We start from the raw sequence: 18967 nt of genomic DNA, 5'->3' as shown, positions 1-18967 counted from the left end.
CGTGGTAGCGGCTGTGGGTCGCGGCGGGTGGGTGGACGGGATGGTTGCCGTGGACAGCGAGGAGGAACGCGCGACGGCGGGTCTGCGGTACCCCGTATTCTTCGGCGGCCAGTATCCCTGTCCATGTCGTGTAGCCGGCACGGCGTAGCTCGAACGCGAATCCCTTCCAGATAGGTAACACGCCGGGAACTTCCTCGCAGGCGATCCATCTCGGCCGTATGCGACGAGCGAACCGCATCGGCTGGTAGACGAGCTGCCCTCGGGGGTCGTCGATCCCGCCGCCTTTCCCCGCGGTACTGAACGGCTGGCACGGCGGGGAAGCGATCAGCCCATCGACGCCAGCGTAATCATCCGGACGAACTCCGGCGACGTCGTCTTCGACCGTCACGAAGCCCGCGGCGCGGCGGGTTTCGCAGGTACGGGGGTCCCACTCGATACCGATTTCTTCCAGGCCGAGGCGGGAACAGGCCAGCGACCAGCCACCCGCGCCAGAGAACAGGTCAAGAACTGTCGACATCTCGTTCTCTCCTTGCCGGTCTTTTTCACATCGGGACGCATAATTTCCAGGAAGACGAACAACAAAGCCCAGCTAAGGACCCCTCATGCGGACGACGGGAGCCGGGGATCATGGGAGGTGAAGCGGATGTCCCCGGGGTGTTGATTCCGTCGCGGCTGACCCGTTGCAGGGCGTGGAGATGCCACGAAGAGTCACTGTCTGGGTGGTCTTCGCCGGGTCGCGGCGTGAGGGCCAGGACCCGGCGCACGGCGTGGCTTTCCGCCCCGTTGCCGCTTCCCGCCGGCGGGGTGCTTACGTGCTACGCCGCAGCTCAAAGGCGGTGTTGGCCGCTAGCAGGGGTGCTTTACATAAGCACGAGCGTCGCTTACGCAAGCACCGTCCCCGGCTATGCCGGACGCCGTCCGCGGTCACGTTCCGCCACCGCGGCGGTGATCTGGGCGCGGTCGATGCCGCGCCGGTTGACGACCTTTCCCTCGATCCGACGGTTGATCTGTATCGTTTCGATTCCCAGCGGCTTGAGCGCGACCGCGAGCTGTTCGGCGTTCCACCCGTCATAGACTTCCGGCCGCAGCGCCGCCAGCCGGGCTGTGATTGTCTCCGACCAGACTTTTCCCTCGGGCATGGGGGTCACGGCAACGATGTCATCCAGTAGTGAGACGGACGGTGTGATTTCCTTGCCTGTGTCTCCGGTGGCATAGCCGTCAAGGGTGCCGGCGGCGGTTCGGGCCGCGCGCGCACGGTCGGCGATGCGTTCGGCCGCGACGGCATCGACATAGGCGGTACGGACAATGACCGGGGTGTCGGTCGCGCCGACAAGGTAGCCGATGCCTTTGTCTGTTGGCCGCAGCGTTGTGGCGCGGACACCGTTTTTGTACATCGAGGTGCCCAGCACCATGTCATTTTCTGTCTGACCCATCACACGCAGGCAGAATCGGATCGAGGCATTCGATGAGACACCCGTGGGTAACGACGCGGCATCCGGTCGCTGGGTGGCCAGCAGCAGGATGACACCGAGTGCGCGGCCGAGCTTGATGATATCGGTCGCCAGCTCTCCCGCCTCCTTGCCGAATGCCGCATGACTGAACAGGTTCTGACATTCATCGATGATCGCTACCAGTGGGTGCAGACCCAAGGCGCGGTGGTTCGCAAGCTGCCGCGTCACTTTCCCGTCCGGGCAGAGGTCCTTGGGTAGGCTTTTCAGCGCGGCGGCCCGGCGAACGATCTCGGCACGCAGGTCCTGCAAGGTCACGAGTGCCGCCTCGATCGCCTGGTCATCGATCCCGGATGTATACCGGTGCGCGACCTTCCCTGCGGCGTCCAGGTCCGCCGTGCCTTTCAGATTGAACACCCACAGCTCACAGGTCGGGTCCAACGCGGCGGCGAGCATCAACACGCGGACCGCCGACGTCTTCCCCGCCCCGGGTAGCGAGCCGATCAGTACATTGTTTTCCGGCAGGAGAATCGTCACGGGTCGCCCGCGCGGGTCCGAGCCGAACGGCACCGGGGCGAACACATCCACCGCGCCCCGGCGAGCCAGCGGCCATGCGGCCGCGGGAGCCCTCGCCATGTCCTGATCGCCCACCCACAACACGAGCCGCCCCGCGTGGGCGTCCTCGGCGGCTTCGGGCCATACGCAGCCCAGCGGACGACGCAGCCCGGACGCGAGCCGCTCCCGACGGTCCAGGATGTCGGAGACGGTGACGCCGTACGGTAGGTCGACGTCAGCCCGCCAGCCGGGACCGTCGCGAGTGATCGGCGCCGGGAAACTGATCCCGCCACCCTCTCGACGCACCTTGTTGATCTCAGCGATGCCGAGGGACTCGAGGGCGCGGGTCACGATGTCGGCGGTCAACCGGCCTACCCGGGTAGGCACGACCGCCGGGCCGACAAGCGGCCGGTCCGCCGGTGCCCCCATGATGCCCAGGACTCCCAGCGCACCGGCGACGCCGAGCAGGCGTCCCATGACAGGGGCAGCCGACCACGCACCATCCAGCAGGAAGACGGCGGGCAGCAGGAGGAGGAGCGTCACGAGTACGCGGCGTCGCACGCGGCTGTCGTGGATCTGGGACAGTCGCAGGTACAGCGCTCCGTCGGCCTGGAGGACCGCGGCAGCCCGTATCGGCCGCCCCTCGGAGTCACTCAGCCAGCCCACGCTGTGGGCCAGGATGTGGCCCAGGCCGCGGGGAGCGCGCCCAGCGAGCCGGCCCACGTACGCCGGCAGCCGCACCCCGTGGAACGCGACCGTGTGCGCGTAATGGCCGGTCAGCCAGAGCGCCGCCGCGTGAAACGTGGTCCAGGAACGCGCCCACACGGGCAGAATCGGCCGCCGGTTTGCCGTGCGCGCGCGGTCGACGATCGGCGGCCGTGGCGGTTTCGGCGGGTCAACCGGCACCAGCCCCGTGCCGTCCGGCGGATGGTGGCCGGGATCGACGTGGTCGGGCAGGGCCGGCAGCATCGGGAGGTTCGACGGGGGGACTGCCGGGCTGCGGTCGGCTGGCAGGTAGCGGGAGATCTCCCTGCTGACTGCTCTCATGTCGGGCACCCATCCGCCAGGTACGGACGTCGGGTGGGAGCGGTCGGCGGGCGGACCGACCGGTCCCGACGTCGGGCTGGGTGGTCCGTCCGGCGGGCCGGAAGCTTCGGACTGTTGATGGGACGCGGGCTCGGTCATGATGAGATTTCCTCTCCAACGTCGACACGATCGGGGTCGGGCAGGGGCCCCGGGGCGCGGTGTCTGTCTGGGCGGTCAGGACCGCGCCCCGGGCCGAGCTACCGGACCAGATGCGGCCCGCTATACATGGACTGCTGGCGCTGAATTTCGGCTGTGCGCCGCGCGTCCTCGAGGTCGCGGCGTTCCTCGGCCAGCCGCAGCAGCGCGAGCACGAGAATGCTGCCGTTTCCCAGCACTACCGCCGCGGATAGCAACACAAGCAACGCGATGTTCATGGAAATCACCCCTTGTGTGGGATCAGAAATGCACGTGGATTGCCGAGATGATTTCGCTGATGCGATCGGTAACGTCGTGAGCCGAAGGCAACAGCCCCAACGACGCCAGACAGAAGCCGAGAAGAAGGCACACCACCGGGATCAGGCGACTCACCCGCAGCCGGGGGGCGAGAAACGCTATTCCCAGCAGCACGAGCAACCACATCACCGCTGCGACCGACACGCGGCACCTCCTTCCCTGATCTTGAGGAGAAAACGGGCACATAAGTACGTCACGCGTTCATCCCTTCCGTGTTTTCGGGGTCGACGTCTTCGGATACCTCACCTGTGGGGGTCTCCTCGGGTGAGTCGGTATCGTCGGGTGTGACGGGCACTCCCGCGGCCCGCGCCCAGGTCCGGTGCGCGGCTCTCCAGGCAGCACGGGTGTCGTCCCGGTACGCGCACAGCCGGGCGAGGACCAGGTCGAGTGCCTCGCGTAGCTCGGTGTCATCGAGCGTTTCGGCCCCGTAGAGGCGGTAGAGCGCCGAGCTGGCGGTGTAGCTTGTCTGAAGGTCGGTATATGCCTTGTCTGACCGATTCGACAGGTCTTCCAATGTCAGCCGGCCGAACAAACGCTCGGTAGATGAAGAAAACTCGGGCATGCGGCATCTCCTTATCGTGTGGATGACAAGCAGCAGGGCAGGGTTGAAAAGACTGGACTAGGAAAGTTCCGGGTTCGGATCGGTCACCGCGCGGTGCCAGCGCTGATCGTCAGCGACGCCTCCCGGCAAGGCGCCATACGCCCCAGGCCGTGCCGGCGATCAGGAGGAAAGGCAGGAGGTGACTAACCATCCAGCCAACGGCGCTCGCCACGAGAAACAGACCTATGAAGAACAGCAGCCAACGGAAGAAGACGCCCATGGCGCTCCGTTGGTAATATATCCGTGGCACGGCAAATCCTCTCTCGGGTCAACGGTAAGTGCGCCGTCTCCGGTCACAGGCTGGCCCGGACGGGGCGCTCGAAGCGGTAATCCCAGCGCCTTCCCGCTGGGGCCTTTTCCATTGTGCCGAGAAAAGGGAGGCCGACACCATGACGCATTCTCCGTCAATTTCCCGGACGCCAGACGCGCCGGAAAGACGGCAACGAAAGGGCCGCCAAGCTGGCGACGAAGAGGACACGGGCGCGACGCCTGCAGGCTCGCGCCTGTGGCTTCGAGGCTCTCACCTGCGCAAACAGTCGAGCGGTGAGCCGACCTATCCAGCGCCCGAAACGGGCGCACCAGCGGAACCGCAAGCCACCCGGCGAGCCGACGCATCTGGCGCGGCAGGTTTCATACACACCCCGCGTCAGGCCCGGCTCGGCTCGGACGTCAGACGCGGGCGTCCACACCCCCCAACCGTCCCGCCGGGACGCGGGTGCTCATTCAAGCCCGGCGCAGCTCCGCGTCGCGAGCGGTCGGTCTCCCTGAGAGATACGGGCACCGCGAGCTGCCGCCCGTTCGCCGGCCGGCTGTGGCGGGGATGCCGGGGCGGCGGTGGTCCTCAACCGGGTCGCTCGCGTTCTCGGAACTGGGCACGTAGCCCCGCGCACAACAGACGCCAAATTTCGACAAACGAAGGTTAGCGTGGTCAAGAGGCGGGCAAGACGACTCTCCTGCTCCATAGTCGGCCCCGCAGACTTGGAGCCACGGCGAAAGGAAGGTGAACAAGACGGGGTCAGCGGGGGCAACGGCGCCCCCCGTCGCAAAACGATGGACACACAGGAATCTCTGCACGTCCCCGAGCTGGTCACCAGCCTTCGCCGGTCGTTCCGGCATGGCGCTCGGGCCCCGGAGCTGCTGTCGTTCACCCCGGCTCTGATCCACCTGCTCCAGCCAACCCGTGACGGCGAACCCGCGTCGATCTACGAGCGGGCGGTCAAGACGGAACGGGAGATCAGCGAGGTTGTCGGCACCATGGATGCGCCCGGTAAGACCGCGATGGAGATCATGTTGTGTCTTCGTCCGGGGACCACCGGCGTACGGGTGGAGGTGAGGAGGGAGCAGGCGGCTCGGTTGTACAAGGTCACCGCCGACACCTTCCGACGCCGGGAAAGGCATGAGCCAACCCTCGTGCTCACTCTCGCGCTCAAGCTGCTCGAACGAAGGATGGACGGTTGATCAAACTCGCGAGTGCCACCCCGCTACGGGGCGGCACTCGCTCCTTCGTCGCCGATGCCCTTGTGAGCCGTCGGCGCACGTCTCGCGTTGACCCGGCTCGGAGTGACCGAGTTGTCCGTGTTCACATTCGTTGGGAAACCGATCCGTTATGATCCGCCTGTACCGGTGGGCGGGAGGTGACCAGCTTGGCGGGGCCGGAGACGGCGGCGCACTACGAGCGCCTTGCCGGCAGCTACGACCACAACTGGTCGCACAGTGGAGCGTTCCTGGGCTGGATGGCCCACGCGATTGCCAGCTCGCTCGCTTTGAGCGCGGCTGACCGGATCGCCGATGTCGGCTGCGGGACAGGGCTGTTCACCCGCCGTATCCGTGACCTGGTCCATCCCTCGTCACCCGTCTTGTGCGTCGACCCCTCGGCCGCGATGCTCGCGCAGCTTCCCGCTGATCCCGGTTTACAGCCCCTGCGTGCCTCTGCCGAGGAACTGGCCCGCGGGCGGCCGGCATCGGCCGGACCGACCACTGCGCACGGAAGCCTCGACGCGATCATCGTCAAGGAAGCGATCCACCACGTGGCGGACGTCGACCGCCGATGGGTCATTGCCGGCCTCGCCGACCTACTCGGTGTCCGTGGCAGGCTGCTCGTCGTGATGCTGCCAACTCGGATCGAGTATCCGCTGTTCGACGCGGCGCTCGAGAGGTTCGAGTCCCTCCAGCCCGCCCCCGACGTCATCGCCGATCACATGCGGAAGGCGGGGCTCTCCGCCAGCGTCACCTACCACGACTTCCCGCTCGAGATTCCCAAGGGCCGCTATCTGGCAATGGTGCGAGACCGTTATATGTCCTTGCTTGCGACGTTCGATGACGTCGAGATCGAGGCCGGACTCGCCGAGATCGACCGCCGACATACCGAGAAGATACTGTCATTCCCGGACCGGTTCGCGTTCGTCCTCGGCGCACGGGAAGGTAACCGTTGACAGAAGCCATTGACGATCGGCTCCGCCGGTTGCAGAGCGAGCTGGAAAGTCACTCCAGGATCGCGCGGCATCTCGGCCTGGATTTCGATCGACCGGTCCGTTCCCTGGGTGACGGCTATCCCGAAAACACCATCGCACTGATCGGAAAGATTTCCGAGCGTCTGCTGAAGCAGGTATGGAGCCATTACGAGGTACCCGGCGACCCTTCCGGTAAAGCCCTGAACGATCTGATCAAAGGTTGTCGGCCGCATATTCGCAGCACCAACGTCATCAACGCTCTCACGGACATCCAGCGGCTCCGGAACAGGTCCACGCACGACGGCTACGACATTGCCGACGAAGACGGTCTTCTCGCGGTACGACGCCTGCTCGACGTCCTCGACTGGTTCACGAACACTGGACTTACCGCGGTCACCGGGGACTCGCCGCAGCTCAGCCCCCTCGTCGAGAAAAAGGCCGAGTTTCTCGCCGGCCTCTACGCAACGCTGGGCTTCCGTGCAGTCAAGCGCTTCGAGCTGTCCGAGAGCACGGTTTACCAGTTGTTCGGTCGGCAGGCCGGGCTGCGGGTCGAGTACGTCGAGATCATGCTCAGTCGGAGTCTGGATGAGCTGAGTCAGCTCTTGAGCGCCACGAGTGGCGAGCTTCTCCAGACGCAGCTTCCCAAGCGGACACGGTTCCTACTGGTTGAGGATGAGCCCGCCACGGGGGTAACGCCGTTTGCCGACGGCGAGATCCGCATCATCGCCTACGAGCGATTCGTAGAGACGATAGTCGACGTACCCGGCCATCTGGCGGCCCTGCAGCGTGTGTACCCGCCGGTTGTTCCAAGTGCCGAAGTCGCCGAGCCGATGACGATCACAGCCGAACTCATGGAAGCCGACCAGCACACCGGTGAGTTGGATATCAGCGAAACCAGCGATGCCGCGGAGATGCTGCGGAGCCTCGCCAGCACGTCGGCGAACATCCTCGTCATCGGCGGGCCAGGCAGTGGAAAGACGACTCTGCTCAAGCGCCTTGTTGTGGCCCCGGAGGGTTCCCCGACCCATCGCTATCGTTTCTACCTCGATATGAGCCTTAAGCAGCCCGACGAGGAGTTCGGCGATTTCGTAACCCGCATCCTCGCACCATACATGCCGATCTCCCGCCAGCGGGTATTCGACGTGTTCCTTTACCTGATACGCGCAGGATCTGTGCTCTGTGTGCTTGACGCCATCGACGAGGCGGTCCAGAGCACCAGCCTCACAGCGTTCCTTTCCCTGTTTGCGGACGTCGCGCAGGCCCTCTCCGCCGAGTCGACGGTAGTCATGTCGTCCCGATATTCGTTCCTCGCTGACTCTCCGCAGGTCCGGCGGCTGTTGAATAATTCGTCCCTTATCTCGGAGCAGCTCGTACAGCAGCTTCACGCGAACGGCGTCGACCCGCTCGAGCTGCCGCGGTTCGCCGTAGTACGTCTGCACGATCTTCAGTTGCAGCGGCATCAGCAGACGCTCACCGTCTCGCCTCTCGAGGTGCGACTCGCCGACCAGACCGGGCGCGGCGACACGGTCCTCACCGCTGACTCGGCGGGGCGCCTCGCCGATCTCGTCACCGCCCGCGTCGGCCAGATCCTCACGTCGAGGAACCTCTCCCACCTTCAGCGGGGCCTTGAACGACTGCTCGGACTCGCTTTCCTGGCAGACAAGACCATCTTCTCGCTGACCGAAGTGTGTACGGAACTCGGCATCGAGTGCTTCGCCGCCGGGCGGGTGAGCCAGGAGACCTTTCTCCTCGCCCCATTGTTCCGGCCGGCGGGAGCTGACGCCGTGACCCCCGTTCACTCCGTGTTCCAGGAGTACTTCGCTGCCCGGCTTCTGCGGAGCGCCGAGGGGCGGGCGGCCGCGGCGGCCGCCCGCCCGGAACCTTTGCTGACGGAGCAGGTCCGAAGGTTTCTCCACTACCTCGGAACCGAGACACCCCCGGCCGTACCGCTCGTCGTCCCGGCCGGCTTTTACGTGCTCGGCCCCAGTCACCGGCTACTTCTCCGCGAGGTGGAGAAGCCGGTGGCCTTCGACGAGTTCCCAGTGACTGTCGGGCGGTACAAGGGATTCCTTGCCGCAGTCGAACGCCAGGGCAGCGGCGCGTGGGACCACCCCGAGACGCCAGTAGGGCACAGTCATGAGCCGTGGTGGGAACGTCTGCGCGCTGCCGACTACTTCACCGACCCTCGGTTCGACGAGTATCCGGCTATCTGCATTAGCTGGTGGAGCGCCTACGCGTTCGCCCGTTTCGAGGGCAAGCGGCTTCCGACCTCCCTCGAGTGGGAAGCCGCAGCCCGGGGAGCCGACGGCCGTCTGTTCCCGTGGGGCGATATGCTCGACCTCGACGCGGTAAACTGCGCCGACACATGGAGCGGTCGCCCACTGGTGACCTACGAAGTCTGGAAGCAGGAGATCGACGGCGGCCGACTCAAGGAGTGTGCGCCGACCAAAGTCACCGACCATCCTCGTAATCAGTCCCACTGCGAAGTCAAGGGGATGTCCGGGAACGTCTGGGAGTGGACCGAGACTGTGTTCGACAACCTCAACTCGGCCGTGATATGCGGCGGCTCGTACGACAATCCGTACCGTGCCGTCCAGGCATCCTCGAAGGCACTCTACGTCCGCCGCGGATGCAGCAACGCCGTCGGATTTCGCTGCGTGCAGGAGGCAGAATGACCGCGCCCACCCGCCGTCCCGAGGCTGCCCAGCGATTCGGCCGCATCGTCGACCGGCAGCCACTGGGCGGCGGTCCCCACCGTGTCACAGCGACCTACTTCGTTCGCGACGACGAAGACGGTGAGACATACGGTTTCGACTACAGCGACATCGTCACGGAAGGCTTTCGGACGACCGTCGTCGGTGAGCGGGTTCGCTTCGAGATAGACCCCGCCACCCGACGCGCCTGTTTCGTGATCAGACTGGATCTGCCGGAGGTCGACGAATTCTATCGGTAAGAGCTGACGGACGACACTCCGTCGTCGCCGTCTGTCTGGCGCGCGTGACAGAGGCCCCGGATTGGGCAAAAGGCCCGGTGCCGCTTGGGCACCGTGACATTGAGGCGACGGACGCCGCCCGGCGCACCTACTTCAGCCCACCTTGCACTCGTGTCCTTTACGGTGACGGGACACGGCCCAGCCGCTGGCATCGCCTTGCGTCCGTTCAAATCGTCGGCGGCGAAATCTTCGCTGTTGAACTTGTCATCCCCGATCTCGCCGGGCGGTCCGATACGGCATTTGCGATCTTCCATATCAACAGCCACCAAGGCCAGCTACGAGATCTTCTACGAAGTCTCGCCGGACGACGCGGCACCAGCTCGCTCGTGCCCGACCTTGAGGCGGCCCTCCAGCCGTGGGCACTTCTGTTCGCTGGCCGTCCCTACACCGTCGCCTTCCTCAGCTCGACGGAGCGGCAGCTACCGCGACCGCTGGGTGCCAGGCATGTGCGATCCTGGTCCCGGGCCGAGCAGTGGCTGTGGCTGCTCGCGTCCCGCACGTCTCCCGACGACTACCCGCCTGACCCCGACCGTGCTGACCAATTGCTCGGCGGGACCGTGGTCCTGTCGGGTGACTGGCGCGGCCTGGTCACCAGGGACGGCGCCGCCTTCGTCGGCCTACGCCGCGACCGCGGCGACCATGATCCATTCCTGGGCTACGCACAGCTCTACGCACATACCACCTACCTCGACGCCATTCTCCTCGGCATGATCCAGCGTTCGCATATCGAGGCGATGGTCGATGAGGCAGCGCGGGCGTTTGACGCGGACGACATGCCCCGCCATCTGCCAAAGCTGGAAGAGCAAGCGGCACGGTTTCGCAGCATCTATTGGCTGCGCGATGCCAGCGCTCACGGATCTGCTAATGATATTCTCACTGCCTATCAATCGCAACACCGGCTACCGGAGCGGTTCGACGCGGTGCTAGCCGAGATTGCCGACCTCAACAGGATTGTTCAAACGCAGGAAGGGCAGCGGGTAGCTGCGGCCCTCGGTCTACTCACCGTGGTCGGCCTACCGTTCGGAACGGCTTTCGGCGTTCTGCAGATCATCGGAACGAACTCATTATTCTATCTCATGATCGGCCTACTCGCCGCGAGCGTGACAACTGTGCTGCTTCTCCTCACCCGCCTCGGCAGGCTCCTTATTCGAGAGCTGCGGCGATTGGAATAGAATCTGAATCGGCCCTTGGCGCGGCCTGCTCCCGCCGTCCATCGCTAGCGCAGTCGCGCAACGCGCCAAAAGGACGACACGACTAAGATCCGCCGCACTTGTCACCCCGAGTCAGGTGGAAAAGTTAGCATGACTACCTGATAGTTGGCAAGATGAGTGTCGACGGCATACCGGCGCGCCGCCGCGGCCGTCGGGAACACTACGAGGATCTCGCCGATCTCCCGGGAATGACCCACGTAGACGGCTACCCCGTAGATCCTCGCCGGACCGGCGGCCTCAATCCCTGACGTCAGTGTGGATGTTAACCGGGCCGTTGCGACATACGCCGACGACGGCCAGTCCGCTTCCGCAGCGACTTCCTTCGATGAGGGATGCGGAGCCGAACCTCGTGTCCCAACAGTCACGGGCAGCCGCGTCTCACGGCCCGGCACGGCGCGCTGGCGGGACGTAGGCGAAGCGAATCGGCACGATCGCCGAGTCCGCGATTCCGGACTCTTCGGCAAAATGGTCTGCGGCGTTCGGTGTCGGAAAGGGCATCGTCACCTCTAACGGCCGATCTGTAGCCCCGTCCAGGCACACGAGAGCCCACAATGTCGCGTGTCGCTTCACCGCGGCATCTTCCGTCTGCGGCGCCACGGGCGGGCTCGGCGGGGGCACAGCAAGCTGCGGCATCTGCCGCAGCAACTCCCGCCCAACCTCACGCCTCGGTACTCCTCCGGACTGCTCGCCCACCACATCCTCTCCGCAACCGCCGGTCCTGATCCTGCTCGACGCGCTATCGTCCCGATACGCACGTGATTCCAATGTCTCCTCGCCTTTCTTTCGCTTCGGACAGCGCCCTTGCATGAATGGGGGTGCAAGAGCATCGCTGGTCATACCTGTGTGAGTCGCGTCGCGCGCCAAAGGCGCACGTGTTCCTTCAGATTCTCGATGAGTGGGCCGGGAGCGCGGTTGCGGGCGCTCACGACGAAGGCGCAGGCGCGGCGCTCAATGTCGGCGAGTTTGCGGGCGCTGGAGACCTCGAGCGCCTCGTTCATGTAGTCGACCGCCGATTCGATCTCGTCGCGGGCTAGCATCGCCCTCGCCGCATTGGTCCGAACGTAGGCTCGATGGCTGACGGCCGGTGCACGGTCGAGGGCGGCAATTCCGCGCTCGGTGTGCAAGAGCGCGGCATGCGGGTTTCCGGCGTCGATGTAGGCCGCCGCCGTGATGGAGTCGAGTTCGGCTGGGTGCAGGCGGTTGGGGTGCCACCCGGGATGCCCCCGCTGTTCGGGCGCGAAGTCACCGACAATCGTCCAGGCATCGTCCAAAGCCTGAGACGTGCCACGCTGGTCGCCGAGCTTCGCCAACGAGGCGGCGATGCATTCGGCCGCGAGTCGGGCGGCGACGGGAGAGCCGGGCGGGGCGACGGCCCATCCGTCCCGCGCGTACACCAGCGCCTGCCGGGGCTGATCCTCGGCAAGTTCAACCGACGACTGCAGGAGCCGGCACCACGCCTGACCAGTCGCGTCCTTGCCGAGCACCGCGTGGTCGTAGGCGGCGATGAGCGTACGTGATGCCTGCCCCGTCCAGCCTGTGTCGAGCTGGGCATTCCCGAGCATCGCGGCGAGGCGACCGGCCGCGGCGTGCATCCGGCGCAGCCCTTCCTCGTCGAGACCGCCTTCGGCAAGGATCGCGTGCGCAATCGGCAGGTCCTGGCGGACGGCCTGTGCCGTGGCCGGCACCGGCGCGTAAGGATACGAGTCGGTGAGCTTCGTAGCGATCTTTTCGAAGTGCTCGAGAACCTCCGGAGGGGCCTTCACACGACCACCAGCAACGAGCAACAGACCCGGAAGAACGAAGCCGCCGAGCACGGCGCGACGTCTCGTGAGCTGGGCGCCTGCGGCGCCTGTCTGGGCTCGTCGTTGACAGAGATCGACACACACAAGGGGGCAACTACCTCCAGTCGAGAAGTCATGCCGATAGATGGGCGAGCGATCAGCGAGTCCTCGCCAGCACCTCCCCGATCTGTTGGGCCCTCGTCCGTGTTCGGACATACGGGTGAGGGGCGCGACCTTGCCGACGACGAGGAGTATCAGCCCGTCGACCGCCTGTGGGCATAGCGTCCTACCTGCGTGGCGAGTCCGCCAAATCGTTCGAGTACTGATCTTTATGTCAAAAACGAGTACCGGTCGCGTCGCAGGGTCCGCTGCGGGCGGCTATATCGTTAACTCATGCGCGTCGGAGCTGAATGATCGGAGTTGCCCCAATGGCCGTGCCCATGCGCCGCTGCCGCGGCGGTTGCGGGAACCATTTTGCACCCAACAGCTACGACGGGTTTTGTCCGCTTTGCCAACGACGCCAGGCTAGCTTTGCCGCATTGACCGAGCCACCCGAGCTGCCTCTTGAGTTCTGGACGGCCGATCCGATGTTCGAGGCGCTCGCCACACGACACATGGGAAAAGTCATTCGTACCTACCGTAGTTGTCTCGGGGGCGGCACGAGTGGATCGGGCGCTATTGCGCAGGAGACGGTAGCGCACTGGTTGGGGGTGACTCAGGCCCTTCTTAGTCGAGCTGAAAACGGCGACGCACCAACGGATCTACGAAAGCTTGCCGAGTGGGCGCAAACCCTAAAGATCCCCGACTTTCTGTTGTGGTTCAAACTGCCGGGAAGACACCTCCTACCGGGCACGTGGCCGAACGATGGCGATGTCGCACCGCGAGAACGAGGCTGGGGGCCCGCTGCGAGCGGCCAGGACGAGATGCCGCACCGACAGTTTGAAGGACTGGCGCCGCGTCTCGAGACGTTGCTTGGCCTCGGCTTCATCGCCGATCAGACGGTCTTCTCGCTCTCCGAGGTCTGGACCCAGCTCGGGATTGACACCCTCATCGGCCGACAGCTCGAGCCGGAGGGATTTCTTTTGGCACCGTTCTTGCGACGCAGTGGAAACGGCACGGTAACGGCGACGCACCCGGCATTTCAGGAGTATTTTGCGTCCCGGCTCCTGCGGACTGTTCATGGCCGTGCAGCCGCGTTTGATGTCCACGAAAGCGAGCCCGTCCTGACAGAACAGATCCGGCGACTTCTACAGTACTTCGGTGCCCAGACGCCGGCAGCGCCGCCGCTTGTTCTTCCCGCCGGGATCTATATGGTCGGCCCGAGTCACCGGCTGCTGCTACGGAAGGTCGAAAACCCGGTCATTTTCGACGAGTTTCCCGTGACGGTCAGCCGGTACAGGCGGTTCCTTGCCGCGGTCGAGCGGTGGGGCTGCGCCGCGTGGGATCACCCGGACACGCCTGCCGGCCACAGCCATGAGCCGTGGCACGAGCGGCTACGGAACCGGGAGTACTTCACCGACCCGCAGTACGATGATCATCCCATCACGTGCATCAGCTGGTGGAGCGCCTACGCCTTCGCCTGGTTCGAGGGCAAGCGGCTCCCGACGTCGCTCGAGTGGGAGGCCGCCGCTCGGGGCGCCGACGGCCGGCTCTTCCCCTGGGGTGACACGCTCGACCTCACCGCCGTGAACTGCGCCGACGCGTGGAGCTCCCGGCCGCTCGTCACTTACCGAGCCTGGAAAGAGGAGATCGACGGCGGCGGACTGCGCGACAGCGGTCCGACGGCGGTCACGGATCATCCGGCAAACGTCTCGCCGTTCGGCGTGCGCGAGATGTCCGGCAACGTGTGGGAGTGGACAGGCAGCGTGTTCGACGCCGTCAACTCCGCGGTCGTTTGCGGTGGCTCCTATGACAGCCCGTACCGTGCCGTCCAGACCTCCTCGAAGGCGCTCTACGTGCGCCGAGGCTGTAGCAACGCCGTTGGCTTCCGGTGCGTTCGGGATGCTGCGTGAAATGATCGGCTTCGTCCTTCGAGAACCGCCAGGCGCCAGCGGGGCCACAGTCGACACAAGCGTCCGATCGGTGGGGGAGTCGATCGACAGGAGCTGACCGGCGCTGCTCACCCGGTCGCGGTGGCTCGGGCGGCCCGACGTCGAGGAACGGGGGCCTGCCGGGCGGGCTGCCCGGCGCTCGACGGCCGCGGGCTGATCCCGGTCTCTTCGGCGGTGGCGTCGTCGGCATGGCGGTGTCCATTCACTGCGAGGGTCTGCTCGTGCGCTCGAGTGGCGGTGCCGGTGAGTCGGGCGATCTGGCCGGTCAGGGATGCTTGTTCGGCGAGTAGGCGGTCACGGTCGGCGGCCAGGCGGACCTGCTCGGCGGTGAACGCGTCGGCGTAGGCCTCGGCGCGGGTGGCGCGGTCGCGGGCCGCAGACACGGCGTCCGCCGCTGCGTGACGTTCCGAGGCAAGATGTGCGGCATGATCGGCGCGAGCGTCGGCCAGGGTCCTGGCATAGTCCCGATGCAGCGCGGCGAGCTGGGTGGTGTGGTCCGCGCGCACCGCTGCGAGCGCCTTTGCGTGGTCGCGTTCGAGCTGGCTGCGCTGCCCGTCGGCCGCAAGCCGTGCGCGCTCCGCCTGCTCACGGATCTGCGTGGCGTCGGTCAGGGCCTCCTCGGCGTCCCGTTCCGCCGCCTGCGCGCGGTCGCGGGCTTCGGCTGCGGCGGTGTCGGCCTGGGCTGCGGCCTCGGCGACAACGGAGGCGTCGGCGTCGGCCTGGTCACGGTCCCGGCGGGCCTGGTGGAGTTCGGCTTGAAGGTCGCGGAGTGTGGCGCGTAACCGGCGGGCCTCATCTTCGGCGGCTTCGGCCCGACTGACCGCGTTGGCGGTCGCGTCGGTGATCTGCCGGGCGATCGCGGCTTCATCGACCGCGCCTGCCCGGCGCGCGACGGTGGAAGCGAGCCCGCCGAGGTCGCCGGCGAACACGGCCAGCCGTTCGGCGACCGCGGCCAGCGGCATGTCCGTCAGCCCCAGCCGCGCCAACACGTCGTTCTCGGCAGGCGCGTCGTGTTGATGATGTCCGTTCGGCTGGCCGGCGCGGCGTCGGGCGTACTGTAGACGGGCTCGGTGCCGCATCCGCTCCCGCTCGTCCCCACCGGCATACCGACTGTTCTCTCCCGCCGGTTCTCCGCACCCACACGCGCAGTCGACCACCGGCGCTAGCCACTTCTCGTCCACAGGTGATCCTTTCATCTATGTCGCTGTCTATGGCGGTCGTCTACGTCTACGTAGACCGGGCGGATGCCTGTTTTGGTCGGATGCGCGCCCGCCGACCGGGCACTCGTGCCCGTGATCGGCAGGAAGCGGCCCGCGCGGGGGTCCGGCCGCCTGCCGCCCACGTGGTGAACCGACACGCCGGCTTCTGAGCGGCTGATCGGTCCTTGCGCTGCATGCGGGCCGGGCGCCCTGGTTGATAAGGCCCGCCCGGCGGTGATGCCGTTGCGTCCAACGAGGATGGGTCGCCGGGCCGGCGACGGCCGATGCCCCCTCGGCTGTGGATGCATCGGCCGTTGCGCGGCTCGGGGGCTACCTGCGTTGTGTCCAGGCGGCGTAGATCGCGTCGGCCGCTGCGATGACTGCCGCAGGGTCGGCGTGGGCAAGTCCGTAGACGAGGAGCTGGCCGTGACGCTGGTACGGGCCGACGGTGAGGATCTTGTGAAGGGCCTGTTCGTAGGCGCTCGCGGGCAGGGGGGTGGGGTCGATCGTTGGCACCCAACCCGACGAGTCACCGCCGCGGGCCGTCGGGCGGACGGGAACGCCGTCGGCGTCGGCGGGGGTCGCCCGGTAGGTGAGGATGACAGTCGCGTCTACGGGGACTGCCGGCCGGTGGTCGAGGTAGACGACGGCCGGGAGGGCGGCAACAACCTCCGTCAGGTCCTCGACGTCTGCACCGGGCCGGATCGCCAACTCGTATAAGTCAGCCGCCGGTCTGAGCAGCGAGACCAGGGGAGGGCGCGCGTTCCACTGCCCCGGCCGCTGGTCGTTCACGGGGTCACCACTCGGCCGATGCGACGGACGAGGCGTCCCTTGTCGGCGGTCTTCGGGATGATGTCGGGCACGGTCGTGTCCCTTCGCTGGAGGGATGAGGCCGAGGGTCCGGCGGGTGTGCCATCACCTGCCGGAGCCGTCTACAGACGAAACTCTACAGCGCCTCGCTGGAGGGTTGCAGTCCTTTCGGCGGATACCGCGCGGCGCTGTAGGGTCATTCCGTGCCGGACGACGACCCGCTGATCGGCTACCGAGAAATGGCCGAACGCGCAGGCGTCAAGCCATCCACCCTCCGCGGCTATCGCTCCCAAGGCCGCCTCCCGGACCCCGACGACGACACCATCCCCGACCGCCCCCGCTGGCGCCTCTCCACCTTCGAGGCGTGGATGAGATCCCGCCCCGGGCCAGGAACACGAACTGACCTGCACCGCGAGGACGATGCAGGGCGCGGCTCATGACGCTCTCGCGGCTGCCAGTAAGGATTTCGGCATGAGTGAGCAAGCCCAGGTCGCGCCGATGGAACGGCGATGGGCGATCCGAAGGTGATCGTGAAAAGGGCCATCCGAGGGAGCTGCCTGTCCGTGTCTGCCCTCGTTGCGGTCCGGTCCCTGTGGTGTTGCTATGGCGCAGTCTCGCCGTATTTCCTCTTGATCGCTATGGCGGTTTCCGTCGCCCAGCCAGCGCCAGGACTCACCGTTGCGTCCACAGCCGCACTGTCCTATCGTCGCCGCCGGCGCTGGCGAGGGTACGACCATTGGGGGAGAACGCCACCGAGTTCACCCAGCCGGTATGGTCGGTGAGGGTGACCAGGTGCCGGGGAGCGGCCGGATCGACGACATCCCACAGCCGCACCGTCTTATCGCCGACGACGTCGCCGCCGCTGGAGCTGGCGAGGGTACGACCATTGGGGGAGAACGCCACCGACCGGATCACGCTGGTGTGTGCCGCGAAGGTGGTGCGGATGCGGGGAGCGACTGGGTCGGTCACATCCCACAACCGCACCGTCTTATCGCCGCCGACGCTGGCGAGGGTACGACCATCCGGGGAGAAGCTCACCGCGTTGACGGAGCGGAACAGCCAGCCTTTGTGGCCGGTGAGGGGCGCGCCGAGGGGGCGCCACTGCAGGTGTTCTTCTCTCCGTTGGGTCGGGGGAGCGCTACGAGTGGTGGAGGGATGCGCGCTGCCACTGCCGGGGGTTTCTTGCGGTTTCGTCGGATGGGGGCCTGGGAGTCCGGCGTGTCTCTGGTCTGGGTCGGCGCGGGTGGGTGGGGTCCACCCGGTTGCGTCCGGGTCTCGGGAGTGCAGGGGGAGAGCCGCTGGTAGTGGCGCCCGGATGGGCTGGGGTGTGTGGTCGGTGACGGCACGGATGTCGTCGTCGAGGTGCAGCGGGATGCCCGTCCGGGCGGTCCAGCGGGGGCCGTAGACGTGGGTGGCGGCGTGGGCGAGGTCGAGGGCGAAGGCGTGGGCGGAGGGGTGGCGGTCGGCCAGGTCCGTGGCCAGGGCCCGCATCACCACGTCCGCGATGGGGGCGGGTACCCCGGCGGGCGGTGGAGGGAGGGCGTTGAGGCGCTGGTACCACAGTGCGTGCAACGGCAGGGTCGGGTTGAACGGCGGCCTGCCGGCCAGTAGCTGGTAGAGGATGCAGCCGAGGGCGTACAGGTCGGTGGCCGGGCCCAGGCGGCCCGCGGTGATCTGTTCGGGGGCCATGTACAGTGGGGTGCCGGCTCTGCTGCTGGTGGCGGCCGTCGACCCTTCCATGATCTTCGCGATGCCGAAGTCGGTGACCTTGAGCAGGCCGGCGGTGTCGAACAGTATGTTGTCGGGTTTGATGTCGCGGTGTAGCACGCCCCGGGCGTGCGCGGCCGCCAACGCCGCGGCCACGGCCAGGCCGATCGCGCAGCCCCCCTCCGGCGGTATGCCGGACTGGCGGCGGGTCAGTGTGCCCCCGCTTAGCAGTTCCATCACGATCAGGCGTAGGTTGCCGACGTCGACGGAGTCGTAGACCCGGACGACATGTTGATGATCTATCTGGGCGAGTAGCCGCGCCTCGGCGGCAGACCCGGCAGCCGCGCCAGCGGACCCCGTAGCCAGGATCTTGATAGCCACGGGACGGTCCAGATCGCGATGCCGGCCCTCCACCACCAACCCATACGCACCTTCGCCGAGTTTGGCGCCCCACTCATAGCCAGGTAGCGCCTCAGATAGCGATCCCCTGGGGGTTTCTTCCGGTTTCGCCGGGCGGTGTCAACGGTTTCCGAAAACTGACCCTCTAGTGTCCCGTGATTCCGCTTTCTTTATTAGCCATTATTGGCAACCAGTTTCTTAATGTTGGTCTCAACGAGTTTGAC

General features: G+C 66.4%; 16 protein-coding genes and 1 pseudogene. 7 read left to right on the top strand and 10 right to left on the bottom strand.

Annotated features, from left to right (window positions below; all coding sequences use genetic code 11):
- From MJ797_RS21345 to MJ797_RS21325, 5 genes are all read right to left on the bottom strand, one after another.
- A partial coding sequence (locus MJ797_RS21345; protein ID WP_239340010.1) for a DNA cytosine methyltransferase occupies window positions 1-517 on the bottom strand: 517 nt, incomplete at its 3' end.
- A 385-nt stretch (window positions 518-902) separates the two neighbouring features.
- The gene (locus tag MJ797_RS21340; protein ID WP_239340007.1) at window positions 903-3050 is read right to left on the bottom strand and encodes an FtsK/SpoIIIE domain-containing protein; all 2148 of its coding nucleotides are present in this window, start codon (window positions 3048-3050) and stop codon (window positions 903-905) included.
- Between the two features lie 236 nt (window positions 3051-3286).
- Complete coding sequence (locus MJ797_RS21335; protein WP_239340004.1) at window positions 3287-3463, bottom strand: hypothetical protein; 177 nt, start codon at window positions 3461-3463, stop codon at window positions 3287-3289.
- 22 nt (window positions 3464-3485) lie between these two features.
- Window positions 3486-3686 (bottom strand): hypothetical protein, encoded by a 201-nt coding sequence (locus MJ797_RS21330; protein ID WP_239339992.1) that lies wholly within the window; start codon window positions 3684-3686, stop codon window positions 3486-3488.
- Window positions 3687-3735: 49 nt separating this feature from the next.
- Window positions 3736-4104: a hypothetical protein gene (locus tag MJ797_RS21325; protein WP_239339989.1), complete on the bottom strand. Its 369-nt coding sequence runs from the start codon at window positions 4102-4104 to the stop codon at window positions 3736-3738.
- 1089 nt (window positions 4105-5193) lie between these two features.
- Between MJ797_RS21325 and MJ797_RS21320 the strand changes: the two genes are divergently transcribed.
- The 5 genes from MJ797_RS21320 to MJ797_RS21300 all read left to right on the top strand — a co-directional run bounded on the left by MJ797_RS21320 (window position 5194) and on the right by MJ797_RS21300 (window position 10757).
- Window positions 5194-5601, top strand: coding sequence for a hypothetical protein (locus tag MJ797_RS21320; protein ID WP_239339986.1), 408 nt, complete (start codon window positions 5194-5196; stop codon window positions 5599-5601).
- 176 nt (window positions 5602-5777) lie between these two features.
- Window positions 5778-6575: a trans-aconitate 2-methyltransferase gene (locus MJ797_RS21315; protein ID WP_239339984.1), complete on the top strand. Its 798-nt coding sequence runs from the start codon at window positions 5778-5780 to the stop codon at window positions 6573-6575.
- A complete protein-coding gene (locus MJ797_RS21310) occupies window positions 6572-9268 on the top strand; it encodes an SUMF1/EgtB/PvdO family nonheme iron enzyme (protein ID WP_239339982.1) in 2697 nt (898 codons plus the stop codon). Before MJ797_RS21315 ends, MJ797_RS21310 begins: the two co-directional genes overlap by 4 nt.
- Window positions 9265-9546, top strand: coding sequence for a hypothetical protein (locus MJ797_RS21305; protein ID WP_239313362.1), 282 nt, complete (start codon window positions 9265-9267; stop codon window positions 9544-9546). The genes MJ797_RS21310 and MJ797_RS21305 overlap by 4 nt, the downstream gene beginning before the upstream one ends.
- Window positions 9547-9623: 77 nt before the next feature.
- Complete coding sequence (locus MJ797_RS21300; RefSeq protein WP_239339960.1) at window positions 9624-10757, top strand: hypothetical protein; 1134 nt, start codon at window positions 9624-9626, stop codon at window positions 10755-10757.
- An 872-nt stretch (window positions 10758-11629) separates the two neighbouring features.
- Here MJ797_RS21300 and MJ797_RS21295 read toward each other — a convergent pair.
- Window positions 11630-12559 carry a hypothetical protein gene (locus MJ797_RS21295; RefSeq protein WP_239339948.1) on the bottom strand — a complete coding sequence of 310 codons (930 nt, stop codon included), beginning with the start codon at window positions 12557-12559 and terminating at the stop codon, window positions 11630-11632.
- A gap of 941 nt (window positions 12560-13500) precedes the next feature.
- On the opposite strand from MJ797_RS21295, the gene MJ797_RS21290 reads away from it, so the two are divergent.
- The gene (locus tag MJ797_RS21290; protein WP_239339946.1) at window positions 13501-14589 is read left to right on the top strand and encodes an SUMF1/EgtB/PvdO family nonheme iron enzyme; all 1089 of its coding nucleotides are present in this window, start codon (window positions 13501-13503) and stop codon (window positions 14587-14589) included.
- Window positions 14590-14696: 107 nt separating this feature from the next.
- Here MJ797_RS21290 and MJ797_RS21285 read toward each other — a convergent pair whose 3' ends face one another.
- Window positions 14697-15809 carry a hypothetical protein gene (locus tag MJ797_RS21285; protein ID WP_239339941.1) on the bottom strand — a complete coding sequence of 371 codons (1113 nt, stop codon included), beginning with the start codon at window positions 15807-15809 and terminating at the stop codon, window positions 14697-14699.
- Window positions 15810-15826: 17 nt separating this feature from the next.
- Here MJ797_RS21285 and MJ797_RS21280 point away from each other — a divergent pair, with 17 nt between their 5' ends.
- Complete coding sequence (locus MJ797_RS21280) at window positions 15827-15997, top strand: hypothetical protein (RefSeq protein WP_239339938.1); 171 nt, start codon at window positions 15827-15829, stop codon at window positions 15995-15997.
- Between the two features lie 160 nt (window positions 15998-16157).
- On the opposite strand, the gene MJ797_RS21275 is transcribed toward MJ797_RS21280, so the two are convergent.
- The 3 genes and pseudogenes from MJ797_RS21275 to MJ797_RS27075 all read right to left on the bottom strand — a co-directional run.
- The gene (locus tag MJ797_RS21275; RefSeq protein ID WP_239339936.1) at window positions 16158-16619 is read right to left on the bottom strand and encodes a hypothetical protein; all 462 of its coding nucleotides are present in this window, start codon (window positions 16617-16619) and stop codon (window positions 16158-16160) included.
- Between the two features lie 690 nt (window positions 16620-17309).
- Entirely contained in the window at window positions 17310-18128 is an 819-nt protein-coding gene (locus tag MJ797_RS27080) for a hypothetical protein (protein WP_255739353.1), read from the bottom strand.
- Window positions 18108-18791: pseudogene (locus MJ797_RS27075) on the bottom strand (serine/threonine-protein kinase); the annotation flags it as partial. The pseudogene MJ797_RS27075 and the gene MJ797_RS27080, both read right to left, overlap by 21 nt.
- Window positions 18792-18967 lie beyond the last annotated feature (176 nt).

Source organism: Protofrankia sp. CiP3 (genome assembly GCF_917627345.1).
Taxonomy (GTDB): Bacteria; Actinomycetota; Actinomycetes; order Frankiales; family Frankiaceae; genus Protofrankia.
This window is presented reverse-complemented; position numbering and strand designations above follow the sequence as displayed.